General features: G+C 72.0%; 18 protein-coding genes. 9 read left to right on the top strand and 9 right to left on the bottom strand.

Annotated elements, in window-relative coordinates:
- Positions 1-4 precede the first annotated feature (4 nt).
- Entirely contained in the window at positions 5-1,714 is a 1,710-nt protein-coding gene (gene leuA, locus ACHUEU_RS02650; RefSeq protein ID WP_394214358.1) for a 2-isopropylmalate synthase, read from the top strand.
- 35 nt (positions 1,715-1,749) lie between these two features.
- Here the strand turns inward: leuA and ACHUEU_RS02655 are convergent, their stop codons facing one another.
- Complete coding sequence (locus ACHUEU_RS02655; RefSeq protein WP_394214333.1) at positions 1,750-2,814, bottom strand: EamA family transporter; 1,065 nt, start codon at positions 2,812-2,814, stop codon at positions 1,750-1,752.
- A 90-nt stretch (positions 2,815-2,904) separates the two neighbouring features.
- On the opposite strand from ACHUEU_RS02655, the gene ACHUEU_RS02660 reads away from it, so the two are divergent.
- The gene (locus ACHUEU_RS02660) at positions 2,905-3,831 is read left to right on the top strand and encodes a LysR family transcriptional regulator (protein ID WP_394214334.1); all 927 of its coding nucleotides are present in this window, start codon (positions 2,905-2,907) and stop codon (positions 3,829-3,831) included.
- A gap of 86 nt (positions 3,832-3,917) precedes the next feature.
- Positions 3,918-6,209 (top strand): M28 family peptidase, encoded by a 2,292-nt coding sequence (locus ACHUEU_RS02665; RefSeq protein ID WP_394214335.1) that lies wholly within the window; start codon positions 3,918-3,920, stop codon positions 6,207-6,209.
- A 68-nt stretch (positions 6,210-6,277) separates the two neighbouring features.
- Here ACHUEU_RS02665 and thpR read toward each other — a convergent pair whose 3' ends face one another.
- On the bottom strand, positions 6,278-6,907 hold the full coding sequence (gene thpR / locus ACHUEU_RS02670; RefSeq protein WP_394214336.1) for an RNA 2',3'-cyclic phosphodiesterase: 630 nt from the start codon (positions 6,905-6,907) through the stop codon (positions 6,278-6,280).
- Positions 6,907-7,674: an EcsC family protein gene (locus ACHUEU_RS02675; RefSeq protein WP_394214337.1), complete on the bottom strand. Its 768-nt coding sequence runs from the start codon at positions 7,672-7,674 to the stop codon at positions 6,907-6,909. Before ACHUEU_RS02675 ends, thpR begins: the two co-directional genes overlap by 1 nt.
- Positions 7,675-7,822: 148 nt before the next feature.
- Between ACHUEU_RS02675 and recO the strand changes: the two genes are divergently transcribed.
- Complete coding sequence (gene recO / locus ACHUEU_RS02680; RefSeq protein WP_394214338.1) at positions 7,823-8,557, top strand: DNA repair protein RecO; 735 nt, start codon at positions 7,823-7,825, stop codon at positions 8,555-8,557.
- Positions 8,558-8,595: 38 nt separating this feature from the next.
- On the top strand, positions 8,596-9,405 hold the full coding sequence (locus ACHUEU_RS02685; RefSeq protein ID WP_394214339.1) for an isoprenyl transferase: 810 nt from the start codon (positions 8,596-8,598) through the stop codon (positions 9,403-9,405).
- Positions 9,406-9,426: 21 nt separating this feature from the next.
- Here ACHUEU_RS02685 and ACHUEU_RS02690 read toward each other — a convergent pair whose 3' ends face one another.
- The 5 genes from ACHUEU_RS02690 to ACHUEU_RS02710 are packed head-to-tail and all read right to left on the bottom strand — an operon-like array spanning position 9,427 to position 13,214.
- A complete protein-coding gene (locus ACHUEU_RS02690; protein ID WP_394214340.1) occupies positions 9,427-10,005 on the bottom strand; it encodes a DedA family protein in 579 nt (192 codons plus the stop codon).
- Positions 10,002-10,487, bottom strand: a complete 486-nt coding sequence (locus ACHUEU_RS02695) for a Fur family transcriptional regulator (protein ID WP_394214341.1) — start codon at positions 10,485-10,487, stop codon at positions 10,002-10,004. The genes ACHUEU_RS02690 and ACHUEU_RS02695 overlap by 4 nt, the downstream gene beginning before the upstream one ends.
- Before the next feature lie 35 nt (positions 10,488-10,522).
- Positions 10,523-11,446, bottom strand: coding sequence for a metal ABC transporter permease (locus ACHUEU_RS02700; RefSeq protein WP_394214342.1), 924 nt, complete (start codon positions 11,444-11,446; stop codon positions 10,523-10,525).
- Positions 11,443-12,207: a metal ABC transporter ATP-binding protein gene (locus tag ACHUEU_RS02705; RefSeq protein ID WP_394214343.1), complete on the bottom strand. Its 765-nt coding sequence runs from the start codon at positions 12,205-12,207 to the stop codon at positions 11,443-11,445. Before ACHUEU_RS02705 ends, ACHUEU_RS02700 begins: the two co-directional genes overlap by 4 nt.
- Positions 12,204-13,214 (bottom strand): metal ABC transporter substrate-binding protein, encoded by a 1,011-nt coding sequence (locus ACHUEU_RS02710; RefSeq protein ID WP_394214344.1) that lies wholly within the window; start codon positions 13,212-13,214, stop codon positions 12,204-12,206. The genes ACHUEU_RS02705 and ACHUEU_RS02710 overlap by 4 nt, the downstream gene beginning before the upstream one ends.
- A gap of 137 nt (positions 13,215-13,351) precedes the next feature.
- Between ACHUEU_RS02710 and ACHUEU_RS02715 the strand changes: the two genes are divergently transcribed.
- The gene (locus tag ACHUEU_RS02715) at positions 13,352-14,743 is read left to right on the top strand and encodes a glycine--tRNA ligase (protein ID WP_394214345.1); all 1,392 of its coding nucleotides are present in this window, start codon (positions 13,352-13,354) and stop codon (positions 14,741-14,743) included.
- A gap of 25 nt (positions 14,744-14,768) precedes the next feature.
- On the opposite strand, the gene ACHUEU_RS02720 is transcribed toward ACHUEU_RS02715, so the two are convergent.
- Positions 14,769-15,863, bottom strand: coding sequence for an LLM class flavin-dependent oxidoreductase (locus tag ACHUEU_RS02720; RefSeq protein WP_394214347.1), 1,095 nt, complete (start codon positions 15,861-15,863; stop codon positions 14,769-14,771).
- A 194-nt stretch (positions 15,864-16,057) separates the two neighbouring features.
- Here ACHUEU_RS02720 and dusB point away from each other — a divergent pair, with 194 nt between their 5' ends.
- From dusB to dnaG, 3 genes are read left to right on the top strand one after another with little or no spacing between them, the layout of a single operon-like run.
- Positions 16,058-17,305: a tRNA dihydrouridine synthase DusB gene (gene dusB, locus ACHUEU_RS02725; RefSeq protein WP_394214348.1), complete on the top strand. Its 1,248-nt coding sequence runs from the start codon at positions 16,058-16,060 to the stop codon at positions 17,303-17,305.
- Positions 17,306-17,309: 4 nt separating this feature from the next.
- On the top strand, positions 17,310-18,647 hold the full coding sequence (locus tag ACHUEU_RS02730; protein WP_394214349.1) for a deoxyguanosinetriphosphate triphosphohydrolase: 1,338 nt from the start codon (positions 17,310-17,312) through the stop codon (positions 18,645-18,647).
- 4 nt (positions 18,648-18,651) lie between these two features.
- Positions 18,652-20,625: a DNA primase gene (dnaG, locus tag ACHUEU_RS02735; RefSeq protein WP_394214350.1), complete on the top strand. Its 1,974-nt coding sequence runs from the start codon at positions 18,652-18,654 to the stop codon at positions 20,623-20,625.
- Positions 20,626-20,691: the final 66 nt, after the last annotated feature.

Below are 20,691 nucleotides of genomic sequence, written 5' to 3' on the forward strand. Positions count from 1 at the left end.
GGGCATGCCGATCCACAAGTACCTGCCCTTCCAGGAGCAGATCCAGGTCGAGCTCCCGGACCGCACCTGGCCCACCCGTCGGATCACCCGCGCTCCTCGCTGGTGCGCGGTGGACCTGCGCGACGGGAACCAGGCCCTCATCGACCCGATGAACGCCGAGCGCAAGCTGCGGATGTTCGAGCTGCTGGTGCAGATGGGGTACAAGGAGATCGAGGTCGGCTTCCCCTCCGCCTCCCAGACCGACTTCGACTTCGTGCGCGCCCTCATCGTGGAGGACCGCATCCCCGAGGACGTCTCGATCCAGGTCCTCACCCAGTGCCGCGAGCACCTCATCGAACGCACCTTCCAGTCGATCGCCGGGGCGAAGCGCGCCGTGGTGCACCTGTACAACTCCACCTCCGTCGTCCAGCGCGACGTCGTCTTCCGCGCCGACGAGGACACGGTGCTCGACATCGCCGTGCAGGGCGCGCTGCTGTGCAAGAAGTACCAGGAGACCGTCCCGGACACCCAGGTCACCTACCAGTACTCGCCGGAGTCCTATACGGGCACCGAGCTCGAGTACGCGCTGCGGGTGTGCAATGCCGTGATCGAGGTGGTGGGCCCCACGCCGGACGACAAGATGATCATCAACCTGCCGGCGACCGTCGAGATGGCGACCCCGAACGTGTATGCCGACTCGATCGAGTGGATGCACCGGCACCTGGATCGCCGCGACTCGCTGGTGCTCTCCCTGCACCCCCACAACGACCGCGGCACCGGCGTGGCGGCGGCGGAGCTCGGCTACCTGGCCGGCGCCGACCGCATCGAGGGCTGCCTGTTCGGCAACGGGGAGCGCACCGGCAACGTGGACCTGGTGACGCTGGGCCTGAACCTGTTCAGCCAGGGCATCGACCCGCAGATCGACTTCTCGGACCTGGGCGAGGTGCGCCGCACCGTCGAGCACTGCAATCAGATGCCGGTGCCCGAGCGCAGCCCCTACGGCGGCGACCTGGTGTTCACCGCCTTCTCCGGCTCCCACCAGGACGCCATCAAGAAGGGCCTGGAGCGTATGGAGGTCGATGCCGCGGCCCAGGGGGCGGACGTCGATTCTCTGGTCTGGCGGGTGCCCTACCTGCCCGTGGACCCCAAGGACCTGGGTCGCTCCTATGAAGCGGTCATCCGCGTGAACTCGCAGTCCGGCAAGGGTGGCATGGCCTACCTGCTGCGCACCGAGCACGGCCTGGATCTTCCGCGCCGCCTGCAGATCGAGTTCTCCGGCATCGTGCAGGAGAGGACGGACGCCGACGGCGGCGAGGTGAGCCCCTCCACGCTGTGGGACGTCTTCACCGACGAGTACCTGCCCACCCGCGAGGAATCGCAGCGCTGGGGCCACTACAGCTTCCGCAACGTGCGCCAGGAATCCACCGGCGACGGCTCCGACCGCATCACCGTCTCACTGGTGGTCGACGGTGAGGTGCACGAGGTGACCGGCATCGGCAACGGCCCGCTGGACGGCTTCGTCAAGGCTCTCGCCGAGCGGAAGATCGACGTGCGCATCCTCGACTACGCCGAGCACGCGCTCACCGAGGGCGACGACTCCCTGGCCGCCTCCTACGTCGAGTGCGAGATCGGCGACCGGATCTTCTGGGGCGTGGGCATCGACGGCTCGATCACCCGCGCGTCCCTCGAAGCGATCACCTCGGCGCTGAACCGCGAGCACCGCGCCCGGCACTGAGGCGCCGGTGCCCGGGGCGGCGCGGCTCGGCGACCTCAGCCGTGCCGCGTCGTCTCCGGTGCGTCCTCGGACGCCCACAGCTCCTCCTCGGTGAGGGCCTGCATCTCGCCGGTGACCGTGGCATGGGTGGGCGTGGGCAGATCCCAGCCGGGGGCTTCGTCGGCCGGCTGCGGCGTCTCGGGCGCGCTGCGGCGGGCAGTGAGGGTGACGCCGGTGCTCGCGGCCACCACCAGCACCGCCGCGGCGATGCGCAGCAGCGTGGCGTCCTGACCGATCAGCATCGCACCGGCGAGCAGGGCGACCACGGGCTCGAGGCTGAGCATGATGCCGAAGACGTGCCGGGGCAGCCGGCGCAGCGCCGAGAGCTCGAGCGTGTACGGCAGCACCGAGGCGAGCAGCGCGGTGCCGGCGGCGAGACCCAGCAGCCGCAGGTCCATGACCCCGGCGGCGGCGCCCTCGGCACCGAGCGGCAGCACGGCGAGCGCACCGATCACCATCGCCACGGCGAGTCCGTCCTGACCGGCCACGAGCTGGCCCACACGGGCGCTGGAGAGCACATACAGGCCCCAGAACACGGCCGCCACCAGCGCGAAGACGACACCGATCAGATCCAGTGAGGCCGCCCCGGTGAAGGACTCCACCCCGAACAGCCCCACCCCGGCCAGGGCCAGCAGCACCCACAGCAGGTCGCTGCGGCGGGTGGAGAGCACCGCGGCGACCGTGAGCGGTCCGAGGAACTCGATGGCGACCGCCGTGCCCAGCGGGATCCGTTCGATCGAGGCGTAGAACGCGCCGTTCATCGCGCCGACGGTGAGGCCGAAGATGATCACCGCGATCCACTGCGGGCGGGTGAAGCGATGCAGCTTCGGGCGCACGATCGCCATCAGCACGATCGCCGCGATGCCGAGCCGCAGCGCGGTGGTGCCCCAGGAGCCGATCTCCGGGAACAGCTGGGTGGCCAGCGCCGCCCCGAACTGCAGGGAGAAGCAGGAGCCGAGGATGAACAGCACCGGCGTCATCGGCACGCCGCGCGAGGGCCCCGACGGGGTCGGGGCGGCGGCCGTCGGGGGAGCCGGGGCGGAAGCGGAGGAGGTCGTCACCCCTCTACTGTGCCCACGACGGTCACGCCAGGTCCAGCGAATGTTTCCCACCTGTAAGGTGAAGCAGGACTTCACGATGATCGGGGCGTCATGCTGAACCTGCACCGCCTGTTCCTGCTGCATGAACTGCGCAGGCTGCAGACCATGACCGCGGTGGCGAGCGCCCATTCGATGTCGCCCTCAGCCGTCTCCCAGCAGCTCTCCCAGCTGGAGCGGGAGACCAAGGTCACGCTCTTCCAGCAGGTGGGTCGTAGGGTGGTGCTCACCGATTCCGGCGTGCAGCTGGCGCGCCGCGCGGAGGAGATGCTGGGGCTGCTGGAGACGGCGGAGGCCGAACTCGCCGTCGCCCAGGGGGAGGCGAGCGGACTGCTGCGGGTGGCGTCCTTCCAGACTCCGATGATCGCGCTCGCCCCCGCGGCCGTCAGCGTGCTCGCGCAGCAGTATCCGGACCTCCACCTCGAGATGTCCCAGCAGGAGGTCGACGCCGCCTACGAGGGACTGCTCGCCCACCGCTACGACGTGATCCTCGGTGAGGACTATCCCGGTGGCCAGCAGGTGGTGCGGCGCGGCACCGACCGGGAGGCGCTGCTGCGGGACCCGCTGCTGCTGGTGCTGCCGGATTCAGGCCCCTGGGCCGACGCCCACGGCCTCCCAGAGCTCGCGGGAGCACCCTGGGCGCTGGACCCCTCCCGCTCCCGCACCGGAGCCTGGTCCCGGACCTATCTGCGCGAGGCCGGGATCGAGCCGCGGGTCCGCTTCGCCACCCCCGATCCGCTGCTCCAGGTGCACCTGGTGCGCACCGGTCACGCGGTGGCCTTCCTGCCGGGGCTGATCGCTTCCGAGCACCTCGGCGGCACCCGGGTGGTGCGACTTCCCGGGTCGCCCCACCGCTCGCTCTACACCGCGGCCCGGGCCGGCGCGGCCGGGCATCCCTCGCTGCTCGCGTTCCGGGCGGCACTGCTCGAGGCGGCCGGAGGGCTCACCGACCTGGAGGGCCTCGAGGTCCTCGAATCCTGAGGCGCGGTCGGGGGAGACACGACACGATCCGGCATCGTCTTTCGAAGGCGGCGGCGGCTGCACCGGGCAGGGGATAGAAAGGCCCCATGACGACTTCGCCCGATGACGGTGCTGTGACCGGCGCTGCTGCGGGCCGCCATGCCGTGACCCGCCACGCCGAGTCGCACCCACCGGCCCCGGCGCCGCGATGGCGCGCCGCCCTCCTGCTGCTGGTGCTGCTCGCCGTGGTGGCGGCCGGCGTCGTGTTCCGCGGTGTCCCCGCGCCCCGGGACGCCTCCGCGCCAGTGGATGTCTTCAGCGCCGAGCGCGCGCAGGAGGCTGTCGCCCCGGTCGTCGCCGAGCCGCGCCCCATCGGGTCCAGCGCGAACGACCGCGCCCATGCGGAGCTCGCCGCCCAGCTGAGCGTGCTCGGCTTCGAGACCGAGACCCGGGAGGGCATCGGTGTACGCGCGGGTGAGGGGGTCGCCTCCGCCGGGTACGTGCGGAACCTGATCGCGACCCGCCCGGGCAGCGACCCCACCGGCACCCTGGTGCTGGCCACCCATATCGACTCGGTGCCGGGCGCGCCGGGCGCGGCCGACGCCGGCGTGGGTCTCGCGGTCATCCTCGAGACCGTCCGCGCGCTGGGCCCCCAGGCGCTGCGCAACGATCTGGTGCTCCTGCTGGTCGATGGCGAGGAGCGCGGGCTGCTGGGCTCCGACGCGTACCTGGCCGGGCCCGGCGGGGAGCTCGCCGCCCCGGTGGTGGTGCTGAACCACGAGGCCCGTGGCATCTCGGGGAGGCCGCTGGTGACCCGGACGAGCGGCCCGATGCATGCCGTGATCGGCTCGGCGCCCAGTCCCGAGTTCGAATCCTTCACCGACGCCCTGTTCGGCATCATCCCCAACTACACCGACTTCAGCTCCTACCGGGATGCCGGCTGGTGGGGGATGGACATGGCCATCATCGATGAGGCCTGGGCGTACCACTCCGCGCAGGATGATGCCGCGCATCTCGACCCCGGCACCCTCCAGCACTACGGGGACCTGACCCTGGCGCTGACCCGCGACCTCGGCGACCGGGACTTCGCGGCCCTCCAGCAGCGCGCCGACGAGCACCCGGTCCAGACCACCGCACCCTGGGGCGTGGTGCAGATGCCGCCGCTGCTGGTCACCCTGCTCGGCGTGCTGGCACCGCTGGCGATCCTCGCCGCGCTGCTGGTGCGCCGCAGGCGCCGGGAGACGTCCCTGCCGGGTGCGGCACTGGGCGCGGTGCTGGGCCTGCTGGTGCTCGGCGGCGGGACGCTCGGTGCGTTCGCACTGTGGTCGGCCACGGCCGAGGCCACCCCCGAGATGCTCTCCGGGTCCACCCCTGAACCGGTGCGGGCCGGGCCCTTCCTGATCGCCGAGCTGCTGGTCGCAGCCACCGCCGTGGCGGCCGGCTGGGTGCTCGCCCGGCTGCTGATCTCCCGGGCCTCCGTCCTGCTCGGCGGCGCTCTGATCGTCACGGTGCTGCTGGCTGTGCTCGCGGTCTCCTCGCCCATGCTCGGCAGCTCGATGATCCTGCCAGCCGCGATCGCGGCGCTGGGCACTCTGCTCGCGGCCGTGCTGCCGCCGCTGCCGGGCCTCGCGGTGCGGGTGCTCGCGCTGCTGCCGACGGCCTGGATGCTCGGCACCCAGCTCTCGGCACTGGCCGAGTTCGGCATCGCCTCCGCCGCCGGGGGACTGGCCGGCACGGCACTGATCGGGCTCGGCGCCGCGGGAGCGCTGCTGCTCGCGGGCACCGCCGGCCGGCGCGGTCGCGGAGCTGCTCTCGCCGGAGCGCGCCCGGTGCGTCGGCCCCACCGCTTGCTGATACCGGTGCTGCCCGCGGTCCTCGCCCTCGGCATGGTCATCGGCGGCACCGCGTGGACGCTCGCGTCCCCTGAACCGACGCAGGAGCGCGTCACCGCCCATGGGGACGGCAGCAGCGGTGCCACCACCTGGGAGGCCACCGGAACCACCGCCTGGGGACGAGCCCTGGACGGCACCGTGGCGAGCTCGCACGTCGCGACGCCGGCCGTCGCGGTGCAGGACACCGCCGCCGGCACCCTGGAGATCACGATCGATGCCCCGCGGGACGCCTCGGCGCTCGCGCTGCGGGCCGACGGCGGGCTGCTGAGCGACATCACCGTCGACGGAGTCCTGGTGGAATCCGGCGCGGGCGTGGAGGAGCTGGTGGTCCACGGTGTCCGCGCCGGGCAGCGCGTGCGCATCACGGCGACCGCAGCCTCGGGCGCGCAGCTCAGGCTGGTCGAGCGGAGCTTCGACCCGACGCTGGCCGCCGGCTGGACCGCGCCGGGCCAGGACGTCTCCCTGGTCCAGCCGCGCATGGAGGTGAGCGTCCCCGTGACCCAGTGAACGGCGGGTCCGAACGTGCATTCCGGGACCCCGCAGCTCGATCTCGAGGGCGACGGCGGGAAGGCCCTCTACCTGTCCGTGCTGCCCGGCCCGGGCCCCATGTGCGAACGGGCCAGCGGCACGGTGGCGCGCACCTCGTGGCGGGGCCCGCCGGAGCGGCCCTGCCCGAGCACGGACTCGAGCAGCTCGAGCTCGCTCGCCTCCCACGTCGGGCCCCGATACACCGACAGCGCCCGCACGGCGTCCGCGAGCAGCCGGCGGGTCGGATCCGGGGGCGGGGCCTCGCCACGGCGCCGACGGCGCGGTGCCCGGGGAGCCCGCGCGGAGACCCGGGCGACCGTCAGATGCGCCCGCTTCCGCTCGCGGTCCTCACCCTCCAGCAGGCTCTCGCCCATCAGCGCGGCCAGGGCCTCCGTGGCGCCACCGACCCCGATCCACAGGGTGCGGGCGGAGAACACCCCCGCCCCGCTCAGCTGAAGCCGGAGCGGCGGATGATGGGCGGCGAGGGTGCGGAGGTGATCGGCGGCGTCCTCGAGCGCTCCGCCGGGCAGGTCCGGCCGGAAGGCGAGGGTCAGGTGCCACTGCGCGGGATCACCCCAGCGCAGCGCCCGGCCCGCTGCGGCGCGCACCTCCTCGAGCGCGGAGTCCAGGTGCTGCAGCGCCGCGGGAGAGGGCCGGAGCGCGACGAAGACCCGCATCAGTCCACCGGGGGGAAGCTCTTCCGGGCTGCGGCGGCGATCTTGTTCAGCTGGGAGCGGTCCGAGAGCGCACCGATCACGGCACCGAGCCCCGGGATCGCCTTGCCGAACAGTCGGAAGGAGCGCAGACCGAAGCGGCGCAGCAGACGCCCGCCGATCGCGCTCGCCACCTGGGACTGCGGGGTCGTCGGCAGGCGCTTGGCGAAGCTCCGCGTGGCGACCCCGGCGATCGGCCCGAGACCGACGTTCTTCAGCACGTCCCCGGACTCCTCGCCGAGCAGCGACGCCAGCACCCGCACCCGGATCTCCTCCTCCTCGAGGTCGTAGCCGCGCACCGCCGCGATCGCCCCCACCATCCGGGTCGCCTGGACGTAGAACTCGAGCACGTTGGTGGGCAGCAGGATCGGCAGGGTGAGGAAGCCGCCGAGCCCGGTGACGAAGCCGCCCGCGGTCACGCCCCAGCGATGCCGCCGCACGATGCGGCGCACCGCGACCTGCGGGCGGTGCCTGCCGCGGCCGCGCTGGGCATGCCGGGCGATCTCCGCGGCCGAGGAGTAGGCGAGCTTCCCGTCCAGGCCGCTGTCGCGGATCATCGTCACCGCCCGCTCCAGGGCTCCGCCCTGCGGGGCGTCCCCGCCGCGACGCGCCTCCTTCATCGCCTCGCGCGCAGTGCTCCTGGCCGATTCGTCACGGCGCAGCATCGAGAAGATCCCCATGGCGACTCCCTTCGGGTAGCGGCCGCCGGGCGCTGCCGCGCGGCGGGTCATGAGGCCATCATGCCGTGCCGGGCCCTCGGCACCGATGCTCCTGACCGTTCGGTGCGGACCGGGCCGTGCCCAGGGTGATGGACCTCCCGGCCGACACCGCGCCCGCATGCCCGGTCCTGACCGCTCGCGGCCGTAGGCTCGGACGATCATGCTGCAGAAGCTCTACCGAGACGATGCGATCGTGCTGCGCACCCACCCGCTGGGTGAGGCCGACCGCATCATCACGCTGCTCACGCGCCGCCACGGCAAGGTGCGCGCGGTCGCCAAGGGCGTGCGGCGCACCGGCAGCCGCTATGGGGCGCGCCTGGAACCCTTCACCCTGGTCGATCTCCAGCTGCACGCCGGGAAGTCCCTGCACACCGTCACCCAGGTGGAGACGATCGAGGCGTTCGCCGTGGGCATCAGCGCCGACTACGGCCGCTTCACGGCCGCCAGCGCCATGCTCGAGACCACCGACCGGCTCACCGACGAGATGGTCGATCCGCACCAGCGCGGCTTCCTGATGCTGGTCGGGGCGCTGCGCGCGATGGGCGAGGGCCGGATCCCGCCGCCCCTGGTGCTGGACTCGTTCCTGATCCGCACCCTCGCCGTCTCCGGCTGGGCGCCGGAGCTGCGGGTCTGCGCCTCCTGCGGGGCGGGCGGCCCCCACCACGCGATCGACATCCGCGCCGGGGGACTGGTGTGCACGTCGTGCCGCCGCCCCGGGGCGATCGCCGTGCGTCAGGCCGCGATCGAGCACATGATCTTCCTCCTCGCCGGGGACTGGGAGAATGTGCTCGGCGCCGAGGACGCGGTCCAGCAGGAGGCGGGCCGTCTGCTCACCGACACGATCACCTGGCACCTCGAGCGCTCGGTGCGCTCCCTGCACTACGTAGAACGCTGAGCGCTGAGCACGCCCGCCGCCACCGATCAGGAGGACACATGCCCGCTGCGACCCGACACGGGTATCAGGAGCCGTACGAGCACCCCAGCGGGGCCCGGCCCCCGCAGCTGCCCGCGCCCACCGTCCCCGGCCACGTGGCGGTGGTCATGGACGGCAACGGGCGCTGGGCGAACCGGCAGGGACTGCCCCGTACGGCAGGGCACGAGGCCGGGGAGGCGGCGCTGCTGGACGTGGTTGCCGGCGCCCTCCAGATCGGTGTCACGCACCTGAGCGCCTACGCCTTCTCCACCGAGAACTGGAAGCGCTCCCCGGAGGAGGTGCGCTTCCTGATGGGCTTCTCCCGTTCCGTGCTGCGCCGCCAGCGGGACACCCTGAACTCCTGGGGGGTGCGGATCAAGTGGATCGGACGCGAGCAGCGGCTGTGGGGGAGCGTCATCAAGGAGCTGCGAGAGGCGGAGGCGCTCACCCGCACCAACACCCGGATGACGCTGTACATGTGCGTGAACCACGGCGGCCGGGCGGAGATCGTCGACGCCGTGCGCGAGATCGCGGAGGAGGCCCGCGCCGGGCGGATCAGCGGCCGGGGCATCACCCTGAAGAGCTTCGCCCGTCACCTGGACGACCCGGACATGCCGGATGTGGATCTGTTCCTGCGCACCAGCGGTGAGCAGCGCACCTCCAACTTCCTGCTGTGGCAGGCCGCCTATGCCGAGCTGGTCTTCGTCGACGAGCTCTGGCCGGATGTGGACCGCCGTGTGCTGTGGCGCGCGATCACCGAGTACGCCCGGCGGGACCGTCGATACGGCGGTGCCGTGGACGCCCCGGATCAGGAGACGGCGCCGGACTGAGCGGGCCCCGGCGCGGGCTGCTCAGGTGTGCGGCTCCTGAGTCGTTGCCGCCGGATCCGCGCCGAGCTCGGCCGACTGCTCCTCGGCGACCGACCGCGAGGTCTCGGCGCGGCTGACCCCACCGGTGCCGCTGACCCACCTGGTGCGGCGCCTGTGGCGCAGCAGCACCGCGATCAGCGCCACGAGCAGCGCGAGCACCGCGACCGCGCCCCACGGAGAGACGAGGAACAGCTCGAACCAGACCATGAACGCCACCAGGCCCACGGTGGCGTAGATGAAGGCCCAGGCCAGTCCGCCGATCGCGAGGGCCGGCAGGTAGCGCTTGGCGGGCATCCCGACGAGGCCCGCTGCCGCGTTCACCGCGGTCTGGAAACCGACGGTGAGGAAGCTCAGCGCGACCACGGGCGCGCCCCAGCGGTGGATCAGCCCGGTGGCACGGGTGACGCTCGGCGATTCGAGGAAGTCGGCGACGCGGCCACGATTCGCGGCCCTGCGCGCCCCGCGACCGACGAGATACGTGGCGCCCGCACGGCACCAGATCACCACGTACAGGAACGCCACCGCCGGCAGCAGCGGCATCTCCTGGATCCACTCCATCATCGGGTCCGGGCACCGTCCTTGTCGTCCTCCGGCTCCGCGTCCTCGTCCGCAGGGTCCGTCTCCGCGTGCTCGTCGGCGCTCTCCTCGGCCGGCCCATCGCCGCCGGCATGGTCGCTGCACAGTCCGAACACCTCGAGGGTGTGGTCCACATCGGTGAAGCCGTGCTCGTGGGCGATCGCGGTCATCGCGCTCTCGAGCTTCGGGGCGAGGAACTCGACCGTGCGGCCGCACTCCCGGCACACCAGGTGATGATGGTGCCCCGTGTCCTCGCACTGGCGATACAGGGCCTCACCGTCGCCGGCGACCAGCACGTCGAGCCGATCGGTGCGGGAGAGGACCTGGAGGTTGCGATACACCGTGGCCAGGCCCACGGTCTCCCCGTCGGCCTTCATCTGCTCATGGATCTGCTGGGCGCTGCGGAAGTCGTCCTGCCGTGCGAGCGTCTCCAGGATCGCGGTGCGCTGGCGGGTGTTCCGTTGCATGGCCTCATTGTCCCTGACGGTCATCGGGACTTCTATCAGTGGTGGTGCGTTGCACGAGCGGTGAGGGCCGCGCCGCCGGAGCGGGAGGGTCCGGGGCCGGTGACCGCCGGATGCTCCCGGGCCGGACGCAGCGCGCGGACGATGAGCCCGAGGGCGTAGAGGGCGATCGTCAGCAGCACGATCACGCCGCCCGGCGGCAGGTCCACGTACACCGTGATCAGCAGCCCGCCGAGCGCGCACAGCACCGCGATCACCATGGCCGTGCGCATGGTCCGGGTGAAGCCGACCACGAGATTCTGCGCGGCCGCGACCGGCACGATCATCAGGGCCGAGACCATCAGCGCGCCGACGATCCGCATCGAGAGGGTGACTGTCAGCGCGGCCATGACGGCGATCAGGACGTTGACGGTGCGCACCGGCAGACCGGAGGCGCGGGCGAACTCCTCATCCGCCGTGACCGCGGCGAGCAGGCCGGACAGCCCCACGCCGATCCCCAGCACCACCAGCGCGAGCACGACGGAGATCAGCGCGTCGGGTGCGGTGACGGTGGACAGCGAGCCGAAGAGGTAGGCCATCAGGTTCTGGGAGGTGCCGCCGGCGAGCTGGATGATCACCACGCCGCCAGCGATGCCGCCGTAGAAGAGGATCGCCAGCGCCACGTCGCGACTGGTATGGCTGACCTCGCGCACGTACTCGATCAGCAGTGCGCCGATCACCGAGGCGGCCAGCGCCCCGGGGATCGCCAGCAGGTCCGCCGGCGTGGCGGATGTCCATGCGCCCACCAGCCAGCCGACGGCCACGCCGGTCAGGGCCACGTGGCCGAGGCCGTCGCCGAGCAGCGAGAGCCGCTTCTGGACCAGGTAGGTGCCGACCACGGGCGCGGTGAGCCCGATGAGCACCGCGATGATCAGCGGATACCGCAGCAGGTCGGAGGTGAGGATGTCGAGGGGCGAGATCATAGGGGGTGGATCTCCTGTCCGAGGCACTCGTCCAGCGGGGCGGCGTCCTCGGGGTGGTCGTGGCCGGGGTCCAGGCGGGGGCGGTCGCGCTCGGCGCCGTCGTGGACGACGTGGCCGTGGTCGAGCACCACGGCGCGGCGGATGTCGTCGGCCAGCGGGCCGGTCTCGTGCAGGACCACGAGGATGGTGGTCCCGGCGGCGGAGAGCTTCCGGAAGAGCTCGGCGATCAGGTCCTGGGTGGGCACGTCCACCCCGGAGAAGGGCTCGTCGAGCACCAGCAGCCGGGGATCGCGCACCAGGGCGCGGGCGATCATCACGCGGCGGCGCTGCCCGCCGGACATCCGGGTGATGGGACGGCCCGCGAGATCAGCCATCCCGACGGCCTCGAGGGAGGCCATCACCCGGGGGTCCCGGGCGCTGGGCCACCAGGAGCGGGCTCCCAGCAGACCGCTGGCGACCGTCTCCCTGGCGGTGGCCGGGATCGATCCGGTCTCCGAGGTCTCCTGGGGGACGTAGCCGAGTCGGTCGTGGGAGGTGCCGCGCCGGACCGGGGCACCGAAGAGTCGCGCGGAACCCGCTGCCAGTGGCAGCACTCCCACCACGGCCCGCAGCAGCGTGGACTTGCCGGAGCCGTTGGCCCCCAGCAGGGCGACCAGCTCGCCGGGGTCGATGCGCAGGTCGACATCGTGCAGCACCCGCTGGCCGGCGCGGTCCACGCAGGCCCCGGCCACCTCGATGACGGGCACGGGGTGGCCGCTCACGTCCAGCTCGCGACGAGCTCGGCACAGTTCTTCCGCATCACCTGAGGATAATCGTTCTCCGGTGACTGCTGGGTCTCGAGATTGTCCAGCTCCTGGCTGGCGATGCCGAGGTTCTGCGCCAGGGTCCGGGCGACCTTCGGCGAGGCGGACGTCTCGAAGAAGATCGTGGTGACCTGCTCCTCCTGGACGACGGATTCGAGGGCGAGCAGACGCTGCGGGGACGGCTCGGTCTCCGGATCCACGCCCGCGATGCCGATCTGCTGGAGCTCGTAGCGCTCGGCCAGGTAGGCGTAGGCCGCGTGGCTGGTGATGAAGGTCTTCTCGCCCTCGATCGCGCCGAAGGACTCCGCCAGCTCGGCATCGAGCGCCTCGAGCTCGGTGCGCAGCGCCGTGGCCGCGTCGGTGAAGACCTGCGCGTTCTGCGGGGAGAGCTCTCCCAGCCGTCGCCCGATGGCGTCCGCGAGCTCCGCCATCCGCACCGGGTCGTGCCAGAGATGAGGATCGTCCGGGCCATGGTCGTGGCCCTCATGTCCCTCCCCTTCCGCAGCGGCATCGCCGCCGCCGTCGGAGGCGTGTTCGGCATGTTCTCCCTCGCTCTCCCCGCTGTGCTCCTCGTGAGCGGTCGCGGCGGCGGCCGGCAGCAGGGTGAGCACGGAGGAGATGTCCAGCGCGTTGTCCCCGCCGTGGGAGGCGATGGCGTCGTCGAGCGGGGTCTGGAAGCCGGGGATCTGGAGCACGAGATCGGCCTGCTCGACGGAGAGGACCTGCTTGATCGAGAGTTCGAGGCCGTGGGCGTCCACCCCGGGCGAGGTGAGATCGGTCAGCGCGATGTGCTCGCCGCCGATCTTCGTGACCAGGTACGCCAGCGGATAGGCCGACGTCACGACGGACAGCCGTCCCTCCGCTGCCCCGCCCTCGCCCCCGCATGCGGCCAGGAGCGCGGCACCGACACCGAGACCGGTGGCGGACAGGAGGGTGCGCCGGGAGGGACGGGGCAATAGCATCATGACAATCATTCTCACCAGCGGGCAGGAGCTGCGCAAGTCGACGACCGCTCCGGGGCACTTCGCGTGGGGATCGTCACAGCCTGCCGGATGACTATGCTGGGACGGTTCCGTACCCCACCGTCACCAGGAGTCTCCCCGTGGCCAAGGCCCCCGCCAGCACGCTGGACAACGTCATCGCACTCGCCAAGAAGCGCGGCTTCGTCTTCCCGGCCGGTGAGATCTACGGCGGAACCCGCTCCGCATGGGACTACGGCCCGCTCGGCGTCGAGCTCAAAGAGAACATCAAGAAGCAGTGGTGGCGCACCTTCGTGCAGTCCCGCGGCGACATGGTGGGCCTGGATTCCTCGATCATCCTGCCCAAGCGCGTGTGGGAGGCCTCCGGTCACCTCGAGACCTTCACCGACCCGCTGGTGGAGTGCAAGAGCTGCCACAACCGATTTCGCGAGGACCACCTGCTGGAGGCCTTCGAGGAGAAGAAGGGCCGCGCCCCGGAGGGCGGCATGGCCGAGATCGCCTGCCCCAACTGCGGCACCCGCGGCGAGTTCACCGCGCCGCAGCAGTTCTCCGGCCTGGTCAAGACCTACCTCGGTGCGGTCGACAACGAGGCGGGCCTGCACTTCCTGCGTCCCGAGACCGCGCAGGGCATCTTCGTGAACTTCCTCAACGTCGTCACCGCCACCCGCCAGAAGCCGCCCTTCGGCATCGGCCAGGTCGGCAAGGCGTTCCGCAACGAGATCACCCCCGGCAACTTCATCTTCCGCACCCGGGAGTTCGAGCAGATGGAGATCGAGTACTTCACCCCGCCGGCCCAGGCCGATCAGCAGTTCACGAAGTGGGTCGAAGCCTGCTGGGACTGGTTCATCGACCTCGGCATCGACGCGGACAATCTGCGCCGCTTCGATGTCCCCGAGGACGAGCGCGCCCACTACAGCGCCGGCACCATCGACCTCGAGTACCGCTTCGGCTTCCAGGGCAGCGAGTGGGGCGAGCTGATGGGCATCGCCAACCGCACCGACTTCGATCTGAACAGCCACACCGAGGGCTCGGGCACGAAGATGCAGTACTTCGACCAGGCCGCCGATGAGCGCTACACGCCGTACGTCATCGAGCCCTCCTTCGGACTCACCCGCGCCATGATGGCCTTCCTGGTCGACTCCTACTCCGAGGACGAGGCCCCCAACGCCAAGGGCGGGGTCGACAAGCGCACCGTGCTCAAGCTCGATCCGCGCCTCGCACCGGTCAAGGTCGCCGTGCTGCCGCTGTCCAAGAGCGAGGACCTCGTGCCGCGCGCCACCCAGCTCGCCGACCAGCTGCGCCGGCACTGGAACGTCGATATGGACGTCACCCAGGCGATCGGTCGCCGGTACCGCCGTCAGGACGAGATCGGCACCCCGTACTGCCTCACGGTCGACTTCGAGACCGCCGAGGACCAGTCCGTCACCATCCGCGAGCGCGACACCATGGCGCAGGAGCGGGTGGCGCTGGACCAGGTCGAGTCCTACCTCGCCGCACGCCTCCTCGGGGCCTGAACGGCCCCGCGGCGGCGGAGTCGGCTCAGCTCGGCTCCCCGCCGCCGCGGGAGAGCACCATCTGCAGCGGCGGGACCACCAGTGCCCCGAAGGTCCGCAGCAGGTCCTGCTGCTCCCTCAGCGACGCCCCGAGCGGCAGCACGAGGACGATCTCGTCGGCGGCGCGGACCACCGGGTCCTCCCACAGCGCCCGGGCGACCGCCGCGGGCTGATCCAGCACCAGCTCGCTGAACACCGCGTCGTGCCCGCCGATCTCCCGGCCCCGGTGCTCGCCGACGATCCGCGCCTCCGTGGCGCGTTCCCGGGGGAGGAGGGTAAGGTAGCGCTCCAGCTCGGCGTCGCTGCGCACCGGGATCATCTGGCGGCTGACCATCACGTGCCCCTCGCCGTGGCCCGCCTCCCGCGAGGCGCTGCGATACGCCTCGAGCGCCTCGAGTTGCAGCGCGGCGAACGGACGCCCTGAGCCGTCGTCCGGCGCCATGGTGGCCAGCTGGAGGCGGAGGCCGAGGCGTCCCGCCCTCGCCGCCCGTCGCGGATCGGCGGCGCCGTAGGCGAGACGGTCGCGGAGCCCGGGCACCTGCGGCTGCAGGCGCAGCGGGCTGCCGGCCGCGAGCTCCTCGACATGGCTGTCGGCGCCCGCGACGATCTCGCCGTCCAACAGCGCGACCAGATCATGCAGCACCCGGTCCACGTGCTCAGCGCGCTCCGGCACCGCCCCGAAGGCGCGGGTGTACATGGCCTCGTGCGCCGAATAGCCGGAGCTCACACCGGGTCGGAGCCGGCCCCCGGTGAGCAGGTCCGCGGTGGCGAGGTCCTCCGCGAGCCGGCCCGCGTTCTCGAAGCGCAGCGGGATCACCGCAGTGCCGAGCTCGATGCGAGCGGTGCGCCGTCCCAGCGCCGCCAGGAACAGCAGCGGGGAGGAGAGCGTGTCCTGCAGATGGCGGGTGCGCACGTAGCCGACGTCGTACCCGAGATCCTCGGCGGCGAGGAACAGCTCGATGCCCTCCTCGAGGCCGCCACTGGTGACGGACCGTCCCAGGGAGCGGATGCCGGTGTGCTCGATCTGGGCCACGAAGCCGATGCGCGGGGCCTCGCGGAGGTCTGGCGTCCTGGCGGTCATCTCGTGCCTCCTTCGTCGTACGACGGCCGGCGCGAGGGCGGGGAAGGAACGGTGCGCCGCTGCTCCCATCATCCCGTCCCGGCCGCCTCCGGGCCAGGACCAACAGCCCGGCCCTCTCCTCCCCCTCCGGTGCCGATGCACATCACCCCCTCCACCCCTCCCGGGTGACGGGGCCAGGTGGGACAATCGAGACGATGACCACCCTCGACACCGCACCCCAGGCGCTCCGCTCCGCCGCCGCCCCGGCCCACGGCACCCCGTCCGTGGCGGGCACCGGCGCGGCCCGGCGCACCCTCACGATCGGCCCGCACACCATCGACACGCCCGTCGTGCTGGCACCGATGGCCGGGATCACGAACATGGCCTTCCGCCTGCTGTGCCGCGAGTTCGGCGCGCTCCACAGCGAGGACGACGGCGGCCTGTACGTGGGCGAGATGGTCACCACCCGCGCCCTGGTCGAGGACCACAAGGAGTCCTGGCGCCTGGTGACCATGGGGGAGCGGGAGACGCCCCGCTCGGTGCAGCTGTACGGAGTGGACCCCGCGACCGTGCGCCGCGCGGTGGAGATGATCCGCGAACGCGATCTCGCCGACCACATCGATCTGAACTTCGGCTGCCCCGTCCCCAAGGTCACCCGTCGCGGCGGGGGCGGCGTGCTGCCGTGGAAGACGGAGCTGTTCACCCGCATCGTCAGCGCGGCCGTCCAGGCCGCCGGCGCCGAGGTGCCGGTCACGGTCAAGACCCGCATCGGCATCGACGATGAGCACCGGACCTTCCGCGACGCCGGGCTGATCGCCCAGGAGGTCGGGGCCGCGGCGATCGCGCTGCACGGCCGCACCGTGGTCCAGCACTACTCCGGCCAGGCGCGCTGGCAGGCGATCACCGAGCTCAAGGAGCTGGTCACCGACATCCCGGTGCTCGGCAACGGCGACATCTGGTCCGCCGAGGACGCGATGGAGATGATGGAGCAGACCGGCTGCGACGGCGTCGTCGTCGGCCGCGGCTGCCAGGGCCGGCCCTGGCTCTTCGCGGATCTCGCCGCCGCCTTCGCCGGGAAGCCAGATCGGGTGCGCCCCTCGCTGGGGGACGTCGCGACGATCCTGCGCCGCCACGCCGAGCTGCTGGTGGAGTACTACGAGGACGAGGGCCGCGCCGTGCGCGACCTGCGCAAGCACGTGGCCTGGTACTTCAAGGGCTATCCCGTCGGCGGAGAGATGCGCCACCGCCTGGCCACCATGGAGTCCCTCGCCGACCTCGACGCGAAGCTGGCCGAGCTCGACCTGGCCAGTCCCTACCCGGGCGCCGCCGTGGAGGGCCCGCGCGGCCGTGCCGGCACGCCGAAGAAGGCGCACGTGCCCGAGGGCTGGATGACCTCCCGCGAGCTCAGCCCCGAGCACGCCGCCCGCCTCCATGAGGCCGAGCTCGATACCTCGGGAGGGTGAGCGGATGACGCTTCACACCACACCCTCGACGTCGGCGAGCCCCGTGTCGCCGCCGCCGGGATACACCGCGCACGATCTCGAGCGCTGGGTGCCAGAGCCGCCCAAGTCCCAGGCCCGCACTCCGTTCCAGCGCGACCGCGCCCGGGTGCTGCACTCCTCGGCGCTGCGCCGGCTCGGCGCCAAGACCCAGGTGCTCGGCGCGGGGGCGAACGACTTCGTGCGCACCCGCCTCACCCACTCCCTCGAGGTCGCGCAGGTGGGTCGTGACATCGGGGCGGAGCTCGGCTGCGATCCCGACATCGTCGACGCCGCCTGCCTCTCCCACGACCTCGGCCACCCGCCCTTCGGCCACAACGGGGAGAAGGTGCTCGACGCCCTCGCCGCCGACTTCGGCGGCTTCGAGGGCAACGCGCAGACCCTCCGCTTGCTCACGCGGCTGGAGCCCAAGCTGGTGGGGGAGGACCGGCCCTACGGGCTGAACCTCACCCGGGCGAGCGTCGATGCGGCGATCAAGTACCCCTGGACCCGAGGGCAGGGCCCGAGCCCCGCCTCCCCGAAGTTCGGTGCCTACGCCGATGATCTGGACCTCTTCACCTGGGCGCGCGCCGGCGCCGTGCCGGGGCGCCAGTGCTTCGAGGCGCAGGTGATGGACCTCGCCGACGACATCGCCTACTCCGTGCACGACATCGAGGACGCGATCACGGGCCGCGCCATCGATCTGCAGGCGCTGCAGGACCCGATGGAGCGCGCCGCGGCGCTCTACGTGGTCCAGGACTGGTACATGCCGGGCGAGCCCCTCGAGGAGCTCGATGCGGCGCTGACCCGGCTCGAGGCCGAACCGAGCTGGCTGACCTCCTTCACCGGCTCGATGCGCTCGGCCGCCGCGCTGAAGAACATGGCCAGCCAGCTCATCGGCCGCTTCACCCGCTCCGCGATCACCGCCACCCGCAGCGCCCACGGGGAGGGCCCGCTCTCCCGGTACAGCGGCGACATGGTGGTGCCCGAGCAGACCCACCTCGAGATCGCGGTGCTCAAGGGGCTCGCGGCCGCCTACGTGATGTCCTCGGCCTCCCAGCAGCCGGTGTACGAAGCGCAGGAGGAGATCATCCGGGACCTCTACTCACGGCTGTGGAACACCGGCACCCAGTACCTCAGCCCCCTGTTCACCGAGCTCTGGCTCGATGCGGGCGACGACGACGGCCGCCGTCGTGTGGTGGTCGACCAGATCGCCTCCTTCACCGATGTCACCGCGCGCCAGCTGCACGGCGCGCTCTTCGACCGCGCCGTCACCCACGTGACCGCCGCGGACACCCCGCTGCCCGGCCTCGGATCGGAGCTCTGAACCCGTGGCCCAGGGACTGATCCGCCGCGCCGACGTGGACTCCGTCCGCGAACGCTCGAGGCTCGACGAGGTGGTCTCCGAGCACGTCACCCTGCGCACAGCCGGGATCGGGTCGATGAAGGGCCTGTGTCCCTTCCACGACGAGAAGACCCCCTCCTTCAACATCCGCCCGCAGCTGGGCCACTGGCACTGCTTCGGCTGCGGCGAGGGCGGTGACGTGATCTCCTTCGTCCAGAAGATCAACCACCTCAGCTTCGTCGAGGCCGTCGAGATGCTGGCCGCCCGCTACGGCGTCCAGCTGCAGTACGAGGACGCCGGCGAGGGCCGCGGCGAGCGCCCCGACTTCGGGACCCGGCGCCGGCTGCTGGACGCGCACGCGATCGCCGAGGAGTACTACCGCGAGCAGCTGGCCACCCCGGCCGCCGAGGTGGGGCGGCGGTTCCTCACCGAGCGCGGCTTCGACCAGGAGGCCGCCGCCCACTTCGGCGTCGGCTTCGCCCCCGAGGGCTGGGAGTCGCTGACCGCAGTGCTGCGGGGACGCGGCTTCACCGAGGCGGAGCTGACCGCCAGCGGGCTCGTCTCCCAGGGGCAGCGCGGGGTCTACGACCGCTTCCGCGGCCGTCTGGTCTGGCCGATCCGCGACATCACCGGCAACACCATCGGCTTCGGCGCCCGGCGCCTGCTGGAGAACGACAAGGGCCCCAAGTACCTCAACACCCCCGAGACCGCGATCTACCACAAGTCCAGCGTGCTGTACGGCCTGGACATCGCCCGCAAGGAGATCTCCTCCCAGCACCGCGTGGTGGTGGTCGAGGGCTACACCGACGTGATGGCCGCCCATCTGGCCGGGGTCACCACCGCGGTCGCCTCCTGCGGCACCGCCTTCGGCCCCGAGCACGTGAAGATCGTGCGCCGGGTGATGGGGGACTCGAACCCCTCGGCCGGGCTGCGCCTGAACACCGACGGCCGAGGACTGGCCGGTGAGGTGATCTTCACCTTCGACGGCGACGCCGCCGGGCAGAAGGCCGCGCTGCGCGCCTTCGAGGAGGACCAGCGCTTCGTCGCCCAGACCTACGTCGCGGTCGAGGCCAGCGGCATGGACCCCTGCGATCTGCGGATCCAGCAGGGCGACCAGGCGGTGCGGGAGCTGATCGAGACCCGTCGGCCGCTGTTCGAGTTCGCGATCCGCACCGCCATCTCCCAGGTCGATCTCGACACCGTCGAGGGGCAGGTCACCGCGCTGCGGATGGCGGCACCGGTGGTGGCCCGGATCCGTGACCGGGCGATGCGGCCCGAGTACGCGCGGCGGCTGTCCGGCTGGCTGGGGATGGACGAGTCCACGGTGCTGCGGGCCGTGCACGACGCCGCCCGCAGCGAGGGACGCTCCGCCCAGCGGGCGGAGCCGCAGCGGCCCGCCCCGGATGCCCCGGCGACCGGCGGGGGAGCCGCGGCCGACGAGCATGCGATCCCGGCCGCCCGCCTCGCGGACGTGGTCAGCCCCCGCGACCCCGTGGGCCAGGTCGAGACCCAGTCGCTCGCGGTGATGCTCCAGGCCCCGCGGCTGCTGGACACGGAAAAGGTGGGCACTCTGCCGGACGACGCCTTCCATGTCCCGGCGCTGCAGGGAGTCTGGGACGTGATGCTCGCCGCCGGCACCCTGCTGGACGCCGTCGAGGGACAGCTCCATGCCGCCCGCTACCTCGAACAGGTCCTCGAGATCGCCGGTGAGACGGTGCGCCCGCTGATCGTGGAGATCGCGAACCTCGACCTGCCGGCCCGGGACGAGGAAGGACTGCGGCGCCTCGCGCACTCCCTGCTGGACCGGCTCGCGGAGCTGTCCCTCACCCGCGAGTACTCGGTGCTCAAGCAGCGCCTGCAGCGCACCGACCCCTCTGATGCCGAGCGTCACCAGGAGATCATGGCGCGTCTGGCCCAGGTGCAGGGCCGCCGCCGAGCGCTGCGCGCAATGGAGGGCTGATATGTAGGTCTTCCTGTCAAGTGTGCAGGGTGAAGCGGGGGCATCCACTGGCCGGTGGGTGCCCCC

The organism is Brachybacterium vulturis (genome assembly GCF_043641765.1).
Lineage (GTDB): Bacteria > Actinomycetota > Actinomycetes > Actinomycetales > Dermabacteraceae > Brachybacterium > Brachybacterium vulturis_A.

Coding starts and splice junctions, on each gene's coding strand:
- leuA (WP_394214358.1), top strand. CDS start 5: ATGCCGATCCACAAGTACCTGCCCTTCCAGGAGCAGATCCAGGTCGAG.
- ACHUEU_RS02660 (WP_394214334.1), top strand. CDS start 2,905: ATGCTGAACCTGCACCGCCTGTTCCTGCTGCATGAACTGCGCAGGCTG.
- ACHUEU_RS02665 (WP_394214335.1), top strand. CDS start 3,918: ATGACGACTTCGCCCGATGACGGTGCTGTGACCGGCGCTGCTGCGGGC.
- thpR (WP_394214336.1), bottom strand. CDS start 6,907: ATGCGGGTCTTCGTCGCGCTCCGGCCCTCTCCCGCGGCGCTGCAGCAC.
- ACHUEU_RS02675 (WP_394214337.1), bottom strand. CDS start 7,674: ATGACCCGCCGCGCGGCAGCGCCCGGCGGCCGCTACCCGAAGGGAGTC.
- recO (WP_394214338.1), top strand. CDS start 7,823: ATGCTGCAGAAGCTCTACCGAGACGATGCGATCGTGCTGCGCACCCAC.
- ACHUEU_RS02685 (WP_394214339.1), top strand. CDS start 8,596: ATGCCCGCTGCGACCCGACACGGGTATCAGGAGCCGTACGAGCACCCC.
- ACHUEU_RS02690 (WP_394214340.1), bottom strand. CDS start 10,005: ATGATGGAGTGGATCCAGGAGATGCCGCTGCTGCCGGCGGTGGCGTTC.
- ACHUEU_RS02695 (WP_394214341.1), bottom strand. CDS start 10,487: ATGCAACGGAACACCCGCCAGCGCACCGCGATCCTGGAGACGCTCGCA.
- ACHUEU_RS02700 (WP_394214342.1), bottom strand. CDS start 11,446: ATGATCTCGCCCCTCGACATCCTCACCTCCGACCTGCTGCGGTATCCG.
- ACHUEU_RS02710 (WP_394214344.1), bottom strand. CDS start 13,214: ATGATGCTATTGCCCCGTCCCTCCCGGCGCACCCTCCTGTCCGCCACC.
- ACHUEU_RS02720 (WP_394214347.1), bottom strand. CDS start 15,863: ATGACCGCCAGGACGCCAGACCTCCGCGAGGCCCCGCGCATCGGCTTC.
- dusB (WP_394214348.1), top strand. CDS start 16,058: ATGACCACCCTCGACACCGCACCCCAGGCGCTCCGCTCCGCCGCCGCC.
- ACHUEU_RS02730 (WP_394214349.1), top strand. CDS start 17,310: ATGACGCTTCACACCACACCCTCGACGTCGGCGAGCCCCGTGTCGCCG.